Raw genomic sequence first — 17,688 nt, forward strand, 5'->3', positions numbered from 1 at the left:
GGCCGACAAGCGCGTGGCGACCCTGAACCGGATCGAGACGGCCATCGGCCGCAACGCGCCGCGGCCCGAGGGCCTGGAGAAGTTCGCCACCTGCTCGCTGAACGGCTGACCGGCCGACCGGCCGACCGGCACTGAGCACTGTCGTTGACGGGGTCACCGCTCGCGGTGGCCCCGTCAGGCTGTCAGCAGCTTGCGCAGTTCCCGCCGGGCCTGGTGGATCCGGGACTTCACGGTGCCCTCCGGCACGTGGTGCAGGACCGCGATCTCGGCGTAGCTCAGGCCGAGCACGTCGCACAGCGCCACCGCCTCGGCCAGCTCCGGGCGCAGCCGGGCCAGGGCGTCGATGAGGTCCAGCCGGGTCGTGGCGACCACGCTGACCCGGCGTGGGTCCGCCACGTCGGCCAGCCCGTCGGCGCCGGCGGTGGGGCCGGCCGGCCCGGACCGGCGGTACGCCGAGCGGGCCCGGTTCATGGCCAGGCGGTACATCCACGTGCGGAACGCGCTGCGGCCCTCGAAGCGGGGCAGGCCACGGGCGACCGCCAACAGCGTGTCCTGGCACGCCTCCTCGGCGTCCTCGCGGTTGGGCAGCAGCCGCGCGCACACCCGCAGCACCTCGGGGCGGACCGTCACGAGCAGCACGTTGAGGGCGCCGATGTCGCCGGCGGCGGCGATGGTGGCCAGGTGGTCGAGGTCCGGTTTCGGCATGGCGTGATGCCGTCCTCTCGGTGCTCGGTATGCATCCGCACGGGGTGGCTCAGAGTGAACGACCCATGCCACTTCCGTGAAAACGGACAAGTCGCGTGACCGACAGCCGTGAACCAGCGCGCCCGGCCGGTGGACGAACCAAGCATCAGTCCACCGAGAAACGGAGCTCGTCATGCCTGCAGTCACCACACCGTCCCGTCGCCGCACCGCCCTCCGGCTGGCCGTCGCCGCGGCGCTCTCCGGGGCGCTCGTCGCCACGGGCGCGCCGTCCGCCGGGGCGGCCCCGGTCGCGTCCGACGCCTCCCGGCCCGCGGCGCTCAGCCCGGTCGCGCACCACCGGGCGGCCCCGCGCACCGTTCCCGCTTCGGCGCTGCTCCAGCCGGCCGACCTGGGTGGGGCCGGGACCACGGCGGTCACCGACGACTACTGGGCGGCGCTGCAGCCGCCGCAGCCCTGCGGTCCGTACCCGTCCGCCCGGCTGCGGCGCGCGGACCGGGCGGTTCAGGCGATGATCGGCGTGGACGACCGCCCGACGGTCGTCGTCAACGACGTCGCGATCTACGCCGCCGACGGGGCCCACCGGTACCTGCGCCAGCTGCGCCGGGCCGTGGCCGGCTGCGGACCCGGCTGGGCGGTGCTGGCCACCGGAGTGGCCGGCGACGAGTCCGTGCTGCTGCGCCACCGGGAGCACATCGACTACGCCGACACCGACAAGGACACCTACGTGGTGGTGGCCCGCACCGGGCGCGCGCTGGTGGTCGTGGCCGACACCGGCTGGGAGACCGCGGACGGGCACGAGGCCGTGGTGCGCGACCTGGCACCGGTGGCCGTCGGGCGGGCCGCCGTGGTCTCCGGAGGCTAGCCCTCAGGACGCCGCGGCCTGGAGCGCCCAGGCGACCGCGAGCGGATTCTGGTACTCGCGCCACCGCGCGATCCGTCCCTCCCGGACGGTGAGCACGCCGATGAACGGGGCCGCGGCGGACACCCCCGTCGCGGTCATCGTCGCGGCCAGCTCGTACTCCACGACGATGGTCGCCGGGTCGGCGGTGTCGTGCACGGCCCGGGTCCGGCAGTCGTCGAAGCGGAACGGCAGGTCCGCGTGGCCGGCCCGGACGAAGGCCAGGACCGCGTCGCGGCCGGCGATCCGGGCCGGCCGCCCGGGCGCCGCGAACGGCATCTCCAGCACCACGTCGGCGGTGAGCGAGTCCTCGTCGAACGTGGTCTCGTTGGCGATCCAGTGCGCCCGCATGCGCGCGAAGACCTCACGGGGATCCATGGCTGCCTCCCGGATAAGCTGAGTACCGACTCGACTTAATATAGTGAGTCTGGACTCATTTTGCTAGGAGGCCGCGTGCGGGCGGACGCGCAGCGCAACCGGGAACGCATCCTCGACGCCGCCGAGGAGGTCTTCGCCCGGCACGGCGCGGCGGCGTCCACCGAGGAGGTGGCCCGCCGGGCCGGGGTCGCCATCGGCACGGTCTTCCGGCACTTCCCGGCCAAGGACGACCTGCTGACGGCGATCCTCAAGCGCCTGCTGGCCCGGCTGGCCGAGGACGCGGCGGCGCTCGGCGGGGCGGACGGCCTGCACACGTTCTTCACCCGGCTGGTCGCCCGGGCGGCGGCCCGGCGCACGGTGGTCGGCCTGGCCGGCGTCGACGTCCCGGAGGCGGTCGGCCGGCTCGGCGACGCCGTGGGCGAGCTGCTGCGCCAGGCCCAGGCCGCGGGAACCGTACGCCGTGACGTGCAGCGGCCCGAGGTGATGGCGCTGCTGGTGAGCGTCTGCCAGGGCGCCCTGCACGGCGGCTGGGACGAGGACCTGCAGGCCCGGACCCTGGCCGTGGTCTTCGCCGGCCTGGCCGCCTGACGGTGCCGGCGGCGACCGGCGGTCCCGCGGATGCGCCCGGCGGGCCGCACCCGGGGACCGGCCGGTCAGCGCACCCGCAGCGGCACCACGTCCGGCGCGCCCAGCCGGGCCGCGTCCGCCGTCTCGTCGTCCGGCTGCTCCTGCGAGGCGCGTTCGGCCGCCACCCGCAGCCGGTAGTGCTCGATCTCCCGGTCGCGCTGTTCGTCCGTCCAGCCCAGCACCGCGCCCATCAGCTCCGCGGCCACCGGCGCCGCCGCGATCCCGCGGTCGAACGTCTCGATCGAGATCCGGGTACGCCGGGTGAGCGCGTCCTCCAGGTGCCGGGCGCCCTCGTGGCTGGCCGCGTACGCGAACTCCGCCCGCAGGTAGTCCTCCGCGCCCTCGACCGGGCCGGCCAGGTCCTTGTCGGCGGCGATCAGGTCCAGCACCTCGTGCGCCAGGGCGCCGTAGCGACCCAGCAGGTGCTCGATCCGGGCGACGTGCAGGCCGGACTCCTCGGCCAGCAGCCGGCGCCGGTTCCACAGGGCCGGGTAGCCGTCCGCGCCCAGCAGCGGCACCCGCTCCGTGCAGGAGCGGGGCACCGAACGGCCCAGCCCGTGCACCGCGGCGTCCACCGCGTCCTTGGCCATCACCCGGTACGTCGTGTACTTGCCGCCCGCCACCACGACCAACCCCGCCTGCGGGCTGGCCACGGTGTGCTCGCGGGACAGCTTGGAGGTCGACTCCGACTCCCCGGACAGCAGCGGGCGCAGCCCGGCGTACACGCCCTGCACGTCCGTCCTGGTCAGCGGGGTGGCCAGCACCTTGTTGACCAGGTCGAGCAGGTAGTCGATGTCGGTGCTGGACGCGGCCGGGTGCGCCTTGTCCAGCGCCCAGTCGGTGTCCGTGGTGCCGATGATCCAGTGCCGGCCCCACGGGATGATGAACAGCACGCTGGTCGGGGTGCGGCTGATCAGCCCGGTCGAGGACTGGATCCGGTCGCGGGGCACCACCAGGTGGATGCCCTTGGAGGCGCGCACGTGGAACTGCCCGCGCTCGCCGACCAGCGCCTGGGTGTCGTCGGTCCACACCCCGGTGGCGTTGATGACCTGCTGGGCGCGTACCTCGAAGGTGCGGTCGTGTTCCAGGTCGTGCACCCGGACGCCGGTGACCCGCTCGCCCTCGCGCAGGAAGCCGACCACCTTGGCCCGCGAGGCGACGTGCGCGCCGTACGCGGCGGCCGTGCGGGCCAGGAACATGGTGTGCCGGGCGTCGTCGAGCTGCGCGTCGTAGTACTGCAACGCGCCGACCAGCGCGTCGCGGCGCAACGCCGGGCCGGCCCGCAGCGCGCCCCGGCGCGACAGGTGCCGGTGCCGGGGCAGGCCGGGGGCGGCCGCGGCCATCGTGTCGTAGAGCAGCACCCCGGCGCCGGCGTACAGGCGCTCCCAGCCGCGGTGCTGCAGCGGGTAGAGGAACGGCACCGGCCGGGCCAGGTGCGGCGCCAGCCGGGTCAGGATGAGGCCGCGCTCCCGCAGGGCCTCGCGGACCAGGCCGAAGTCCAGCATCTCCAGGTAGCGCAGGCCGCCGTGGATGAGCTTGCTGGACCGGCTGGACGTGCCCGAGGCGAAGTCGCGCGCCTCCAGCAGGCCGACGGACAGGCCGCGGGTGGCGGCGTCGAGGGCGCAACCGGCGCCCACGACCCCGCCACCGACGACGAGCACGTCGACCTCGTCGCCGGCCAGGGCGGTCAGGGCCGCCTCCCGGCCGTGCGGGGAGAGCGTCGTGTCAGTCAACGTCGACCCAATCGAGAGTGCGCTGGACGGCCTTCTTCCACTGGCCGTACCCCTTCTCGCGCTGGTCGTCCGTCCAGGACGGCTGCCAGCGCTGCGATTCGTTCCAGTTCTCCCGCAGCTCGTCGGTGTTCTTCCAGAAACCGACCGCGAGCCCGGCGGCGTACGCGGCGCCCAGCGCGGTCGTCTCGGCCACCACCGGCCGGCTCACCGGCACGCCCAGCACGTCCGCCTGGATCTGCATGCACAGGTTGTTGATCGTGATGCCGCCGTCCACCTTGAGCACGTCCAGCCGCACCCCCGAGTCCTGCTCCATCGCCTCGACCACGTCGCGGCTCTGGTAGCAGATCGACTCCAGGGTGGCCCGGGCCAGGTGGGCGTCGGTGTTGAACCGCGACAGCCCGACGATCGCGCCGCGGGCGTCCGAGCGCCAGTACGGCGCGAACAGCCCGGAGAACGCCGGCACGAAGTACACCCCGCCGGAGTCCGGCACCGAGCGGGCCAGGGTCTCGCTCTCGTCCGCGGAGTTGATGACGTGCAGCTGGTCGCGCAGCCACTGCACGGCCGAGCCGGTCACCGCGATCGAGCCCTCCAGGGCGTACACCGGGGCGGAGTCGCCGAACTTGTAGCACACGGTGGTGAGCAGGCCGTTGTTCGAGCGGACCAGCTCCGTGCCGGTGTTGAGCAGCATGAAGTTGCCCGTGCCGTAGGTGTTCTTGGCCTCGCCGGGGGCGAAGCAGACCTGGCCGAACATGGCGGCCTGCTGGTCGCCCAGGTCGCCGGTGAGCGGGACGTCGCCGCCCAGCGGGCCGGGCGCGTGGGCCATGCCGTAGGTGTTGGGGTCCGACGACGGCCGGATCTCCGGCAGCATCTGCCGCGGGATACCGAAGAACGACAGCAGCTCGTCGTCCCACTGCAGGCTCTCCAGGTCCATCAGCATGGTGCGGCTGGCGTTGGTCACGTCGGTGATGTGGTTGCCGCCGTCGACCCCGCCGGTCAGGTTCCAGAGCAGCCAGCTGTCGGTGTTGCCGAAGATGGCGTCGCCGCGCTCGGCCGCCTCCCGGACGCCGTCGACGTTCTCCAGGATCCACTGGATCTTGCCGCCGGAGAAGTACGTGGCCGGCGGCAGCCCGGCCTTGCGCCGGATCACGTCGCCGCGGCCGTCGCGGTCCAGCGCCGAGGCGATCCGGTCGGTGCGGGTGTCCTGCCAGACGATCGCGTTGTAGTACGGCCGCCCGGTGCGCCGGTCCCACACCACCGTGGTCTCCCGCTGGTTCGTGATGCCCAGCGCCGCCAGGTCACTGGCCTGCAGGTTGGCCTTCTGCATGGCGGTCCGGATCACCGAGACCGTGCGGTCCCAGATCTCGATCGGGTTGTGCTCGACCCAGCCGGCCTGCGGCAGGATCTGCTCGTGCTCGAGCTGGTGACGGCCGACCTCGTTGCCGCCGTGATCGAAGATCATGAAGCGGGTGCTGGTGGTGCCCTGATCGACGGCACCGACGAAGTCAGCCACGGTTTGCCTCCACGCGTTCGGGTTCTGGGGTCGGGAGCCGGCCCGGCTCGGGGGGTTCGGCGGACGGCAGGAACCGGCCGACGAGACCCTGGTAGAGCCCGGCGCCCAGGATCCCGCCGACGATGGGACCGACGATCGGGATCCAGAAGTACAGATAACCCGTCTGGTCCCGGAACGCGCCACCGTATCCGGTGAAGAAGCTGGCGAGTCGCGGCCCGAAGTCACGCGCCGGGTTGATCGCGTAGCCGGCGTTGGTGCCCCAGGCCATGCCGATCGCGACCACGATCAGGCCGATGACGAACGGCGCCATGTTGGCGCCCGGCGGGGTGCTGGCGGCGTCGGTGATCGCCAGGATGAGGAACAGCAGGATGGCGGTGCCGATCACCTGGTCCCGGAACGCGCCCCACTCGCCGACCGGCAACGCCCCGTTGCCCGGCAGGGTGGAGAAGACGCCCTGGGTCTTGATGGTCAGGTTCGGGTCCGCCGCGTGCAGCACCTCGGTGTAGTTCCACCGCACCAGCAGGGCGGCGACGAAGGCGCCGAGGAACTGCGCGATCGAGTACGGGGCCACCTTGCGCCACGCGAAGCCCTTGAAGACCGCGAGCGCGATGGTGACGGCGGGGTTGAGGTGCGCGCCGCTGATCCGGCCCGCCACGTAGACGCCGAGCATGACGCCCAGCCCCCAGGACCAGGCGATGCTGTCGTGGTCGCCGATGCCGCCGCCCGCGACCTGCGCGACGACGCCGACACCGAACAGGATGAGGATCATGGTCCCGGCGAACTCGGCGGCGAGCTCGCCGAGCATTCCCGGAATCTTCAGTCGTGCTGCCATGTGCCCTCCAGGGTTCTGATGTGCTCAGACGCTAGGGACGGCCACCCGGCGCGGCAATGAACGCCATTCGGCATTGTCGAACGCTGACCGTGACCATGCCGTTACGGGTGGCCTAGCATCCGAACCATGCCCGGGACGGTGCAGTCCATCGAGCGAGCGGCCGCGATCCTGCGGATGCTCGCCGGTGGCACGGGCCGGCTGGGCCTGGGCGAGATCGCCCGGTCCCTCGATCTCGCCAAGGGCACCACCCACGGCATCCTGCGCACGCTGCAGGGCGTCGGCTTCGTCGAACAGGACCGGGTGTCGGGCCGCTACCAGCTCGGGGCGGCCCTGCTGCACCTGGGCACCAGCTACCTCGACATCAACGAGCTGCGCTCCCGCTCGATCAACTGGGCCGACCCGCTGGCCGCGCGCAGCGGCGAGGCCGTCCGGATCGGCACCGTCCTGGAGGGACGCGTGCTGGTCGTGCACCACGTCTTCCGGCCCGACGACACGTTCCAGACGCTCGACATCGGCACGCTGCTGCCGCTGCACGCCACCGCCCTGGGCAAGGTGCTGCTCGCGTACCGGTCGGCCGGGCCGGTGGGGGAGCTGGAGCGGTTCACCCGGCGCACGGTGGTCTCGCCGCGCGAGCTGGCCGCCGCCCTCGACGAGGTGCGCGCGGCCGGCTGGGCGGCCGAGATCGAGGAGCTCACCCCCGGGCAGGCGGCGATCGCCGCGCCGATCCGGGGGTACGGCGGCCTGGTGGTCGGCGCGATCGGCGTCTCGGGGCTCGTCGAACGGATCTGCGACACCAGGTACCGGCCGCATCCACGGCTGGTCGGCTACGTCCGCGACGCCGCCCGCGCGGTCTCCCGGGACCTCGGGGCCGCCCGGCATTGAACCCGCAGGGGGAGTCCACCATGACCGAGCGCTACGTCATCGCGATCGACCAGGGCACCACGTCGACCCGGTGCATCGTGTTCGACCGGCGCGGCCAGCTCGTCTCCCTGGCCCAGCAGGAGCACAAGCAGTACTTCCCCCGGCCCGGCTGGGTCGAGCACGACGCGGCGGAGATCTGGCGCAACGTGGAACGGCTCGCCCCGCAGGCGCTGAGCCGGGCCGGGATCACCACCGACCAGGTCGCCGCCGTCGGCATCGCCAACCAGCGGGAGACCACCGTGCTCTGGGACCGGCGCACCGGGGCGCCGGTCGGCCGGGCCGTGGTGTGGCAGGACACCCGGACCGACACGCTGGTCAGCACATTGCTGGCGGCGCCCGGCGCGGAGCAGGTGCAGCACCGCAGCGGGCTGCCGCTGGCCACGTACTTCTCCGGGCCGCGGCTGACCTGGATCCTGGACCACACCCCGGGGCTGCGCGAGCGCGCCGAACGCGGCGAGGTGCTGTTCGGCACGATGGAGACCTGGCTGATCTGGAACCTGACCGGCGGGCTGCACGTGACCGACGTGACCAACGCCAGCCGGACCATGCTGCTGGACGTGCGCACCCTGCGCTGGTCGGCCGAGGCGTGCGACTTCTTCGGGGTGCCGATGGCCATGCTGCCCGAGGTGCGCCCGTCGGTCGGGGTGTTCGGCACGGCCACCGCGGCGTTCCCCGGGGTGCGGATCGGCGCGGCGCTGGGCGACCAGCAGGCCGCCCTGTTCGGGCAGACCTGCTTCACCCCGGGCGAGGCGAAATGCACGTACGGCACCGGCAGCTTCCTGCTGCTCAACACGGGCACGGAGCTGGTCCGCTCGACGCACGGGCTGCTCAGCACGGTGGCGTACCAGATCGCCGGAGAACCGGCCCAGTACGCCCTGGAGGGCTCGATCGCGATCACCGGCTCGCTGGTGCAGTGGTTCCGGGACCAGTTGGAGCTGATCACCAGCGCGCCCGAGATCGAGACGCTGGCCCGGACGGTCAGCGACAACGGCGGCTGTTACATCGTCCCGGCCTTCTCCGGGCTGTACGCCCCGCACTGGCGCAGCGAGGCGCGCGGGGTGATCGTGGGGCTGACCTCGTACATCACCAAGGGGCACCTGGCCCGGGCGGTGCTGGAGGCGACGGCCTGGCAGACCCGCGAGGTGGTCGACGCGATGAACGCCGACTCGGGCCTGGCCCTGACCACCCTCAAGGTGGACGGCGGGATGACCGCCGACAACCTGCTGATGCAGTTCATCGCCGACGTGCTGGACGTGCCCGTGGTGCGCCCGCTGGCCAGCGAGACGGTGTCGCTGGGCGCGGCCTACGCGGCCGGGCTGGCCGTCGGGCACTGGCCGGGCCTCGGCGACCTGCGGCGCAACTGGCACCGGGCGGCGCAGTGGATGCCGGCGATGGACCCGGGCGGGCGCGACCGCGAGTACGACAACTGGCGGCGCGCGGTGGAGCGCACCTTCGACTGGATCAAGCCGGCCTGACCGGTAACACTTTTGACACATCGATGAAATCCCCGGTCTTGCCCCCGCGGGCCGGGGCGGCCGACACTGTGTCGCATGGTAATTGCACCAATAGTGCAAGAAGCCTTCCGCTACGGCCGGGCCGCCGGGCGGGACGACGCGCCGCTGCGCACCGAGCTGGCCCGCCTGGTCCCGGGCCTGCCGGCGGAGATCGCCGCGGCCGTGCTCGGCCTGGCCGGGGGAGACGCGGGCGTCCTGCGCGAGGTGGCCGGCGCGCTGACCGCCGAGCAGATCCGCGGCGCCCAGCCGCCGCCCTGCACCCTGCCCGACGGCCCGCTCGGGCGCCGCTGCCGGGCCGCCCTGGCCGTGCTGCCCGCGCGCACCCGCTGCGCGCTGCTGCTCGCCGCCACCGACCCCGACCTGGCCCCCGGCGAGTTGCTGGCCGCCGGCGCCGCCGAGGACCTGGCGCCGGCCGAGCGGGCCGGGCTGGTCGCGGTCACCGCCGGCGCGGTGCAGTTCACGCCCTCGGTACTGCGCGCGATCGTCTACTACGACGCTCCGCTGGCCGGCCGGCGCTCGGCGCACGAGCTGCTCGCCCGGGTGCTGGACCGGCGCGGGGAGCGGCTGCGCGCCCTCGTGCACCGCGCCGCCGCGGCCGGGGGAGCCGACGAGACGCTCTCCCGCGAGCTGCGCGCCGCGGCGGCTGAGGGACCGCCCCGGACGGCCGCGGCCGCCTACCGCCAGGCCGCCGAGCTGACCACCGACCCGGCCGCCGCGGCGGGCTCGCTGGTCGCCGCGGCCCGGCAGGCCTGGCTGGCCGGCGAGCGCCAGCAGGCCGGGCTGCTGCTGCGCCGGGTCAGCCGGCGTCCGGAGGTCCGGGCCCGGGCCCGGGGGCTGGCCGGGGAGATGGAGCTGCGTGAGGGCGACCCGGTCGCCGCCCGGGACATCCTGCTCGACGCCGCCGCGCACCTGGTCCCGCACGACGTGCCCGCCGCGCTCGAGGCCCTGCTGCTGGCCGGCGAGGCGGTGCACCTGGCCGGCGAGCACGGCCGCTACGGCGAGGTCGCCCGGCGCGCCCTGGCGCTGCGCCGCGGCGACGAGGCGCCCCCCGTCGCGCTCGCCTTCCAGCAGGTCGCCGGCCTGGCCGGCATGTACGCGGGCGACCACGCGACCGCCTTCGCCCGCCTGCGCGACGTCCTGCGGCTCGCCGCCCGCGTCGACGAGCCCGCCGCCCTGATCCGGGCGGCCGGGGCCGCCGTGCTGGTCGGCGACGATCCCCGGGCCCGCGCGCTGGCCGGGCGGGCGGTCGCCCTGGCCCGTGACCGCGGCGAGGTCACGCTGGTGCCGCAGGGGCTGGAGATGGCCGCGTTCGCCGGGCTCGCCGCCGGGCACCACGAGGCCGCCACCGCCGCCGCTACCGAGGGCGCGGCGCTGGCCCGGGCCACCGGCCAGCCGGCCCTGGCCCAGAGCCACCTCGGCGTCCTCGCGGTGCTCGCCGCGCTGGTGGGTGACCGGGAGAGCTGCGTGTTGCGGATCCGCGAGGCCGGCGCCCACGACACCGCCCAGGGCCCCGGCGAGGCCCGGGCGCTGTGCCAGTGGGCGCTGGCGTTGCTGGACCTGGTCGAGGACCGGCCGCGGGCGACCGTGGCCCGGCTCGGCGCCCTGGTGGTGGCCGCGTCCGGCCGCGGCAACCTGATCGTGCAGGTGGCGGCCACCCCGCACCTGGTCGAGGCGGTCTGGCGCTGTGACCCGCCGACCCCCGCGGCCGGGCGCGACCCGCACGCGGCGGCGCTGGACCGGGCGTTCGAGCCGTTCGACCGGTGGACCGCCGGGACCGGGCAGCCGGCCTGGCTGGCCCTGCGCGCGCGGTGCCGGGCGCTGCGCGCGGCCGAGCCGCAGACCGCCGAGGAGCACTTCCGGGAGGCGCTGCGCCAGCACGGCCGCGGCGACGCCGACTTCGCCCGGGCCCACACCGAGCTGCTGTTCGGGCGGGACCTGCGGCGCCGCCGACGGCCCGGTGCGGCCCGGGAGCATCTGCGCAGCGCGGTGGAGACGTTCCGGCTGCTGCGGGCCGAGCCGTGGGCGGCGCAGGCCGATGTGGAGCTGCGGGCGGCCGGGGCGCCCGTACCGCCGGACCCGGCCGGGGCCCGCGAGCTGACCGCCCAGCAGGAGCGGATCGCCCGGCTGGTGGCCGACGGGGCCACCAACCGGGAGATCGCCCAGCAGCTGTTCCTCAGCCCCCGCACGATCGACCATCATCTGCGCAACGTCTTCGCCCGGCTCGGCGTGCGCTCGCGCACCGAGCTGGCCCGCCGGCTGTCCTAGTCAGACCCGCGCGCGGGCCGCCTCGCGGGCGAGCACGCCGATGTCCGGCTGGTCGGTGAACAACCCGTCCAGCCCGGTCCGCAGGAAGGTGACCTGCTCGTCGATCGCCCGGCCGTAGGCCGCCGGGTCGGCGCCGGTCCGGTAGTCCGCCGGCAGGAACTGGTTCTCCGCCCGGAAGGTGTACGGGATGACCTTGAGACCGGCCGCGTGCGCGTCGGCGACCAGGCTCGTCGGCGTGCCCAGGGTGTCGTCGGCCCGGCGCGGGATCACCTGCGCCTTGTCCGGGCCGATGCCGTCGGCGTAGCGGGACAGCTCCCGCAGGCCGGCGGGCGTCAGGTAGTCGGCGTAGCTCCTGGTGTCGCCGAACGGCCCGCCGGTGGCACTGCTCAGGAACACCAGCGGGGCCCGCAGCCGGTAGTCGGCGCGCAGCGCGATCAGGTTTTTGGCCTCGAAGGACTGCACGAAGACCTTGGCGTCGGCCCGGTCCAGGCCGTTGCGCCGCAGCGCGCGCACCAGCGGCGCCTCCAGCTCCAGCCCCAGCCCGCGGAAGAACGTGGGGTGCTTGGTCTCCGGGAACACGCCGATCTCGCGGCCCAGCTCCCGGCTCAGCCGCCGGCGCAGGTCCAGCACCTCCTGGAAGGTCGGCACCTCGAACAGCCCGTTGTAGAGGGTGTTGTGCTGGCGCAGCTGCGGGATGCGCTCGACGGCCCGCAGCGTCTTGAGCTCGGCCAGGGTGAAGTCGTGGGTGAACCAGCCGGTCACCGGCACCCCGTCGACCGGCACCGTGCGGCGGCGGCCGGCGAACTCCGGCCGCGACGCGACGTCGGTGGTGCCGCCGATCTCCGGCTCGTGCCGGGCGACCAGCACCCCGTCCCTGGTGATGACCAGGTCGGGCTCGATGTAGTCGGCGCCCATCCGGGCGGCCAGTTCGTACGAGGCCAGGGTGTGCTCCGGCCGGTAGCCGGACGCGCCCCGGTGCCCGACGACCAGCGGGCGCCGGCGGCCGCCGGACCCGCCGTGCTCGACGGTCGCGAGGGCCGGGGTCGCGGCCGGCCCCAGCACGGTCGGGACGGCGGCGGTCAGCACGCCCAGGCGCAGCACCTGACGGCGATCTGCCACGGTTTCCTCCATCGGATCGGCCGGCGACCGTCGCCGGGCCTCCCGCCGCCGAGTCCAGGCGATCAGTCCGTCCGGCAGGCGAAGTGACGGTGGCGGCCGGGCCAACGCCGCGGTAAGGCTCACCGGCGGGGCGTGGCACACTCCCCGATCATGGCGACCTGGACGGCGATGGCCGGCACGCATCAATTCACGGCGGACGATGAGCCTAGCGCGACCGCCGCGGCCGGGGCACTGTGCGCGTACGGGTTCGCGAAGGTCACCGCCGACCCGGCGCGCCTGGGCCCGGGCTGGACGGTGACCGCCTGGGACGAGGGCCCCTACCCGGTCGACGCCGTGGGTCACCGGCAGATCGAGGCGGTGGCCGACGCGGCGGCGGCCGTGGTCCGCGCCCACGGTGTGCGCGCCGACGGGGGCACGCGGTGCGATCCGGCGATGCTGCAAACCCTGCGGGACAGGCGGACCGCCGCCGTGACCCGGGAAAACCCCGGCGCCCGGCCGCCGGTGCCCGAGATCGTGCTGGCGCCGGCGCCGCCGTCGGCGCCGCTGCCGCTGGTCCCGGACACCGCCGCCGACGGGGAGATCGCCCTTCCCGGCCTGCGGGACGTGCGCTGGGCCGAGCTCAGCCACGCGCACGGCCCGGCCGAGGACATCCCGGACCTGCTGCTCGCCCTGGCCGACCCGGACGGCGACTGGGACGACACGCTCGACGAGCTCTTCGGCGACAACCTGCTGCACCAGGGCACCTGCTACCCGGCCACGGCGGCGGCCCTGCCGTTCCTCACCCGGCTGATCCGGTCCGGGGCGCTGCCGGCCGGCCGGCGCCTGGACCTGTACGTCTGGCTGCTCGTCGCCGCCGACGGCCTGCTCGCCGACCTGGTCGCCGACGCCGGGACGGCCGAGGTGACCGGCGCGGAGCCGCGACCGGGGCCGTGGGCGCCCGAGGTGCACGCCGCGGTCGGCGACCAGGTGGCCGCGCTGGTCACCCGCTGGGATGACGAACCGCCGCGGATCCGCCTGGTGCTGGCCTGCCTGGCCGCGCTCTTCCCGGAGCGGGGCGGTGCGCTCGCCGCCGGCATGGCCGCGCTGGCGGCGGAGCACGCGGGCACGAGCCAGGGCGCGTTCCTGTCCCTGGCCCACGCGCTGATCAGCGGCGCCGACGGCCGCGCGGAGGACCTGGCGGCGGGCATCGTGGCCTGGGACGACAGCTGCGAGGAGGGCTGGCTGCGGGCGCCGGGTCTGCCGGTCGCGGTCCGCGCGGGGCACGTCCTGGCCGACGGGGTGCTGCGCGTTCTCTGATCACCCGATCCGGCACGTGTATCCGGGGCGGTCGGGGGAACGTCTTGTCCAGCAAAGCCGGATGTCTGCCGTGGTCGTCCGGAAGGTCCGGTCCACCGCCTCTTCGTCCCCTTGAGCGGGGTCGAAGATCGGCTTACGGTGGTGGTCCGAACGCTCACAGTGAAAAGCCTTCGTGGAGTGTCACCATGGGATTTCCGGAGCGTCACTCTGATCAGCACCGGCCCGCCGGCGCGGGCGCGACCCGCCCGGCCCGGCCCGAGGACCGGTACGGCACCAAGCCCGGCCCGCGCCCCGGCGGCTCCCACGAGCCGCTGTTCGAACCCGCACCGGTCCGCCGGTCCAACCTCGACCCGGTCGGCCTGCCCACCTCGCCCCTGGCCCCGCCGGCCCCCGCACCCGCGCCGCCGGCCGCCGCACCCGTCGACGCGCCGGCCGCCGCTCCCGCGGTCCGGCCCGCCGCGCGCAGCGACCTCACCACGCTGCTCGGCCGCACCGTCCTGGAGGCGCGGGTCCAGCAGATCTGCCGCGAGTACGGCCTCATCCCGCGCTCCGGCGAGGCGGTCGGCTCCGGGCTGTCCCGGTCGTACCTGTCCCGCGACGCCGGGGTGGAGCTGGCCGCCGACGCCCACGGCATGGTCACCACCGTGTTCCTGCACTTCCACGGCGACGACGGCTTCGCCCCGTTCCAGGGGGAGATCCCGGGCGGGGCGGGCAGCGACCCGCGCCGCAGCAGCCTGTGGGCGACGCTGGGCCGGCCCGGCGAGCAGGGTGACCCGTACCGCGACCGCTACCTGGGCGACTACGGCCCGTGGGACCGGTGGGTGCTCGCCGGTTTCGCGCTGCACGCCCAGTACGGCGTGGACGGTGAACGGCTGGAGCGGATCACCCTCACCCGGCCCGACCGGCGGCCCCGGGCCGCCTGACCCGGGCGTGGTCAGAGCCGCAGCTGCGGCCAGTCCAGCAGGCCGGCCCCCAGGTCGCGGACGGTGGCGAGCAGTCCCAGCCGCGCCGCGCGCAGCGCCGGGTCGTCCGCCATCACGAAGACCTCGTCGAAGAACACGGTGACCGGCGTGGTGAGCGGTCCCGCGAGCGCGGTGAAGCCACTGAGGTCGGTGTCCGCCGGCAGCCCGGCCCGGACCGCCCGGACCGTCTCGTGCAGACTCACCTCGGCCGGCTCCTTGAGCAGCGCCGGGTCGTACCCCGCCGCGGTGCCGTCGGGCACGATCCGCCGGGCCCGCTGGATCGCCTCGGCCAGCGCCCGGAACCCCGGGTCGGCGATCAGCCGGCCCAGCTGGGCCAGCAGCAGATCGGCGAACGCCGGCCGGCCGGCGTGCGGCAGCACCGCACGGACCCGGTCCACCGGGTGACCCTCCTCGGTCAGCACCTGCTCGAGGCGCCCGGCCAGGAAGGCGCCGGCGTCGGCCAGCACCGCGGCCGGCACGTCGACCGGCTGCAGCGCGCCCGCGGCGGCCAGCCCGGCGGTGAGGTCGACGCCGGACAGCTCCGGGTGGGCCCGGTGCACGGCGAGCAGGCCCAGCACGGCCCGGCGTACCGCGAACGGGTCGCTGCTGCCGGTCGGCAGCCCGACCGTCGCCGCCAGCCCGGCCACCAGGTCCAGCCGGTCGGCCAGCGACAGCAGCGCGCCCGGCAGCGAGGCCGGCAGGTCGTCGCCGGCGCTGCGCGGCAGCTCGGCCTCGTAGACCGCCTGCGCGACCGCCTCGGTCTCGCCGGCGTTGCGCGCGTAGTCGCGGGCCATGACCCCGGCCAGGCTGGTCATCTCGGTGACCAGCTGCGAGCCCAGGTCGACCTTGACCAGCTGCGCGGCGCGCTCCAGGGTGGCCGACGGCCGCGGGGCCAGCTCGGCCGCCAGCGCGGCGATCCGTCCGGCCCGGTCGGCCATCGAGCCCAGCTTGTCGGTGAAGGTGAGCTGCCCCAGCTTGTCCCGCATCGCCGCGAGCGGGGTCTGCCGGTCGGCCCGGTAGAAGAACGCCGCGTCCTCGTAGCGGGCGCGCAGCACCGCCTCGTTGCCGGCGCGGACCAGCTCGACGTCGACCGGGCCGTTGGCGACCGTCACGAACATCGGCAGCAGCGTGCCGTCGGCGGCGCGGACCGGCAGGTAGCGCTGGTGCTTGCGCATCACCGTCGTGAGCACCGCGGCCGGCAGCTCCAGATACCGCTCGTCGAAGGTGCCCAGCAGCGGCGTCGGCTGCTCCACCAGGTAGGTGATCTGGTCGATCAGCGCGGCCTCGCCGGCCACGTCGATCCGCCCGGTGTCCCAGACCAGGTCCTGCGCGCCGGTGACGATCAGCTCGCGGCGGTCCTCGGCGTCGGCGACGACGCCGTTGACGGCCAGCGTCTCCATGAACGTCTCGGCCGAGGCCACCGCCAGCACCGGCCGCTCGGCCGTGCGCAGCACCCGGGTCTCGCGCCCGGCCAGCAGCGACGACACGGCGAGCGGGACGACCTCGTCGCCCCAGAGCGCGACCAGCCAGCGGATCGGCCGGGTGAAGGACAGCTGCGGGTCGTTCCAGCGCATGTTCTTCGCCGAGCGCAGGCCGCCGACCACCTTCGCCAGCACGTCGGCCAGCACCGCCGGCGCGGCGCGGCCCACCTCGGGCCGGCGCACGACCAGGTGCGGCACGCCGCCGACCTCGGCGGTCTCCAGCGTCTCGACCGGTACGCCCTGGGAGCGCGCGAACCCGGCGACCGCCTTCTCCGGCGCGCCCACCTTCGGCCCCTTGACCGTGCGCTCGTGGTCCGGCTCGCGGGCGGCCACCTCGGTCACCACCGCGATCAGCCGGCGCGGGGTGGCGTGCACGCGGACGTCGCCGTGGGCCAGCCGGGTGCCGCCCAGCCGCTCGGTGAGCTCCCGGCGCACGTACGCCGCGGCGGAGCGGGCCTCGCTCGGCGGCATCTCCTCGGTGCCGACCTCGAGGACCAGCGTCCGGGGGGCGTCGCCGGCCGCGCCCGCGTCGAACGCGGCGGCCGGCGGCAGCGGCGCGACCAGCCCGAGCGGGTGCCCCAGCTCGTCGCGGCGGGCCAGCCAGAGCCGGGCCACCTCGCCGGCCAGGCGGCGCATCCGGGCGAACTCGGCGGCCCGGTCGGCCGTGGAGACCGCGCCTCGCGAGTCGAGCACGTTGAACGCGTGCGAGCACTTCAGCACGTACGTGTGGGCCGGCACCGGCAGGCCGGCGTCGATGAGCCGCTGGGCCTCGGCCGCGTACAGGTCGAGCAGGCGGCGGTTGGTGGCCACGTCGGCGTCGTCGAGGTAGTAGCGCGACATCTCGTACTCGGCCTGGCCGAACACCTCGCCGTAGCTGACGCCGCGGGCGTACTCGATGTCCTTGAAGTGGGTGACGCCCTGCAGCGCCATGATGATCCGCTCGATGCCGTAGGTGATCTCCACCGACGGCGGGTCGAGGTTGAGGCCGCCGGCCTGCTGGAAGTAGGTGAACTGGGTGATCTCCAGCCCGTCCAGCCACACCTCCCAGCCCAGGCCCCAGGCGCCCAGCGCGGGGGAGGCCCAGTTGTCCTCGACGAACCGCACGTCGTGCGCGGCCACGTCGATGCCCAGCGCCGACAGGCTGCCCAGGTACAGCTCCTGCGGGTTGCCGGGGTCGGGCTTGAGGACCACCTGGAGCTGGGTGTGGGTCTGCAGCCGGTTCGGGTTCTCGCCGTAGCGCGAGTCGTCGGGGCGCACGGACGGCTCGACGTAGACGACCCGCCACGGCTCCGGGCCGAGCACCCGCAGGAAGGTGGCCGGGTTCAGGGTCCCGGCGCCGACCTCGGTGTTCATCGGCTGCACGACCAGGCAACCCTGATCGGTCCAGTACGCGGTGAGGCGGGCGAGGGCGTCCTGCATGGTGAGCATGGCGTCACAGTCTAGTGAG

General features: G+C 74.9%; 14 protein-coding genes. 7 read left to right on the forward strand and 7 right to left on the reverse strand.

The window, feature by feature from the left end:
• Window positions 1-174 precede the first annotated feature (174 nt).
• The gene (locus tag Ani05nite_RS38520) at window positions 175-705 is read right to left on the reverse strand and encodes an RNA polymerase sigma factor (RefSeq protein ID WP_203776741.1); all 531 of its coding nucleotides are present in this window, start codon (window positions 703-705) and stop codon (window positions 175-177) included.
• Window positions 706-877: 172 nt separating this feature from the next.
• Between Ani05nite_RS38520 and Ani05nite_RS38525 the strand changes: the two genes are divergently transcribed.
• The gene (locus Ani05nite_RS38525; RefSeq protein ID WP_203776742.1) at window positions 878-1,567 is read left to right on the forward strand and encodes a hypothetical protein; all 690 of its coding nucleotides are present in this window, start codon (window positions 878-880) and stop codon (window positions 1,565-1,567) included.
• 3 nt (window positions 1,568-1,570) lie between these two features.
• Here the strand turns inward: Ani05nite_RS38525 and Ani05nite_RS38530 are convergent, their stop codons facing one another.
• Complete coding sequence (locus tag Ani05nite_RS38530; RefSeq protein WP_203776743.1) at window positions 1,571-1,981, reverse strand: nuclear transport factor 2 family protein; 411 nt, start codon at window positions 1,979-1,981, stop codon at window positions 1,571-1,573.
• Window positions 1,982-2,056: 75 nt separating this feature from the next.
• Between Ani05nite_RS38530 and Ani05nite_RS38535 the strand changes: the two genes are divergently transcribed.
• The gene (locus Ani05nite_RS38535) at window positions 2,057-2,569 is read left to right on the forward strand and encodes an SbtR family transcriptional regulator (protein WP_203776744.1); all 513 of its coding nucleotides are present in this window, start codon (window positions 2,057-2,059) and stop codon (window positions 2,567-2,569) included.
• 65 nt (window positions 2,570-2,634) lie between these two features.
• On the opposite strand, the gene Ani05nite_RS38540 is transcribed toward Ani05nite_RS38535, so the two are convergent.
• Genes Ani05nite_RS38540 through Ani05nite_RS38550 form a run of 3 tightly spaced genes read right to left on the reverse strand, consistent with a single transcriptional unit; the run spans window position 2,635 to window position 6,683 of the window.
• A complete protein-coding gene (locus Ani05nite_RS38540) occupies window positions 2,635-4,341 on the reverse strand; it encodes a glycerol-3-phosphate dehydrogenase/oxidase (RefSeq protein ID WP_203776745.1) in 1,707 nt (568 codons plus the stop codon).
• A complete protein-coding gene (glpK, locus tag Ani05nite_RS38545) occupies window positions 4,334-5,851 on the reverse strand; it encodes a glycerol kinase GlpK (protein WP_203776746.1) in 1,518 nt (505 codons plus the stop codon). The genes Ani05nite_RS38540 and glpK (Ani05nite_RS38545) overlap by 8 nt, the downstream gene beginning before the upstream one ends.
• Complete coding sequence (locus Ani05nite_RS38550; protein WP_203776748.1) at window positions 5,844-6,683, reverse strand: MIP/aquaporin family protein; 840 nt, start codon at window positions 6,681-6,683, stop codon at window positions 5,844-5,846. The genes glpK (Ani05nite_RS38545) and Ani05nite_RS38550 overlap by 8 nt, the downstream gene beginning before the upstream one ends.
• 126 nt (window positions 6,684-6,809) lie before the next feature.
• Between Ani05nite_RS38550 and Ani05nite_RS38555 the strand changes: the two genes are divergently transcribed.
• The 3 genes from Ani05nite_RS38555 (at window position 6,810) to Ani05nite_RS38565 (ending at window position 11,383) form a co-directional block, all read left to right on the forward strand.
• A complete protein-coding gene (locus Ani05nite_RS38555) occupies window positions 6,810-7,565 on the forward strand; it encodes an IclR family transcriptional regulator (protein ID WP_203776749.1) in 756 nt (251 codons plus the stop codon).
• Window positions 7,566-7,585: 20 nt separating this feature from the next.
• Entirely contained in the window at window positions 7,586-9,079 is a 1,494-nt protein-coding gene (gene glpK, locus Ani05nite_RS38560) for a glycerol kinase GlpK (protein ID WP_203776751.1), read from the forward strand.
• Between the two features lie 93 nt (window positions 9,080-9,172).
• A complete protein-coding gene (locus Ani05nite_RS38565; RefSeq protein ID WP_203776753.1) occupies window positions 9,173-11,383 on the forward strand; it encodes a helix-turn-helix domain-containing protein in 2,211 nt (736 codons plus the stop codon).
• On the opposite strand, the gene Ani05nite_RS38570 is transcribed toward Ani05nite_RS38565, so the two are convergent.
• Window positions 11,384-12,502 (reverse strand): glycerophosphodiester phosphodiesterase, encoded by a 1,119-nt coding sequence (locus Ani05nite_RS38570; protein WP_239131053.1) that lies wholly within the window; start codon window positions 12,500-12,502, stop codon window positions 11,384-11,386.
• Between the two features lie 150 nt (window positions 12,503-12,652).
• Between Ani05nite_RS38570 and Ani05nite_RS38575 the strand changes: the two genes are divergently transcribed.
• Window positions 12,653-13,798, forward strand: a complete 1,146-nt coding sequence (locus tag Ani05nite_RS38575; RefSeq protein ID WP_203776757.1) for a hypothetical protein — start codon at window positions 12,653-12,655, stop codon at window positions 13,796-13,798.
• Window positions 13,799-13,983: 185 nt separating this feature from the next.
• Window positions 13,984-14,721, forward strand: coding sequence for a DUF6392 family protein (locus tag Ani05nite_RS38580; protein ID WP_203776759.1), 738 nt, complete (start codon window positions 13,984-13,986; stop codon window positions 14,719-14,721).
• A gap of 11 nt (window positions 14,722-14,732) precedes the next feature.
• Here the strand turns inward: Ani05nite_RS38580 and Ani05nite_RS38585 are convergent, their stop codons facing one another.
• Window positions 14,733-17,669 carry a glycine--tRNA ligase gene (locus Ani05nite_RS38585; protein WP_203776760.1) on the reverse strand — a complete coding sequence of 979 codons (2,937 nt, stop codon included), beginning with the start codon at window positions 17,667-17,669 and terminating at the stop codon, window positions 14,733-14,735.
• Window positions 17,670-17,688 lie beyond the last annotated feature (19 nt).

The organism is Actinoplanes nipponensis (assembly GCF_016862275.1).
GTDB classification, from domain to species: Bacteria; Actinomycetota; Actinomycetes; order Mycobacteriales; family Micromonosporaceae; genus Actinoplanes; species Actinoplanes nipponensis.

Excerpts from the sequence above, each read along its gene's own strand:
- Ani05nite_RS38520 (WP_203776741.1), bottom strand. The coding sequence starts at position 705 with ATGCCGAAACCGGACCTCGACCACCTGGCCACCATCGCCGCCGCCGGC.
- Ani05nite_RS38525 (WP_203776742.1), top strand. The coding sequence starts at position 878 with ATGCCTGCAGTCACCACACCGTCCCGTCGCCGCACCGCCCTCCGGCTG.
- Ani05nite_RS38530 (WP_203776743.1), bottom strand. The coding sequence starts at position 1,981 with ATGGATCCCCGTGAGGTCTTCGCGCGCATGCGGGCGCACTGGATCGCC.
- Ani05nite_RS38550 (WP_203776748.1), bottom strand. The coding sequence starts at position 6,683 with ATGGCAGCACGACTGAAGATTCCGGGAATGCTCGGCGAGCTCGCCGCC.
- Ani05nite_RS38555 (WP_203776749.1), top strand. The coding sequence starts at position 6,810 with ATGCCCGGGACGGTGCAGTCCATCGAGCGAGCGGCCGCGATCCTGCGG.
- glpK (WP_203776751.1), top strand. The coding sequence starts at position 7,586 with ATGACCGAGCGCTACGTCATCGCGATCGACCAGGGCACCACGTCGACC.
- Ani05nite_RS38575 (WP_203776757.1), top strand. The coding sequence starts at position 12,653 with ATGGCGACCTGGACGGCGATGGCCGGCACGCATCAATTCACGGCGGAC.
- Ani05nite_RS38580 (WP_203776759.1), top strand. The coding sequence starts at position 13,984 with ATGGGATTTCCGGAGCGTCACTCTGATCAGCACCGGCCCGCCGGCGCG.
- Ani05nite_RS38585 (WP_203776760.1), bottom strand. The coding sequence starts at position 17,669 with ATGCTCACCATGCAGGACGCCCTCGCCCGCCTCACCGCGTACTGGACC.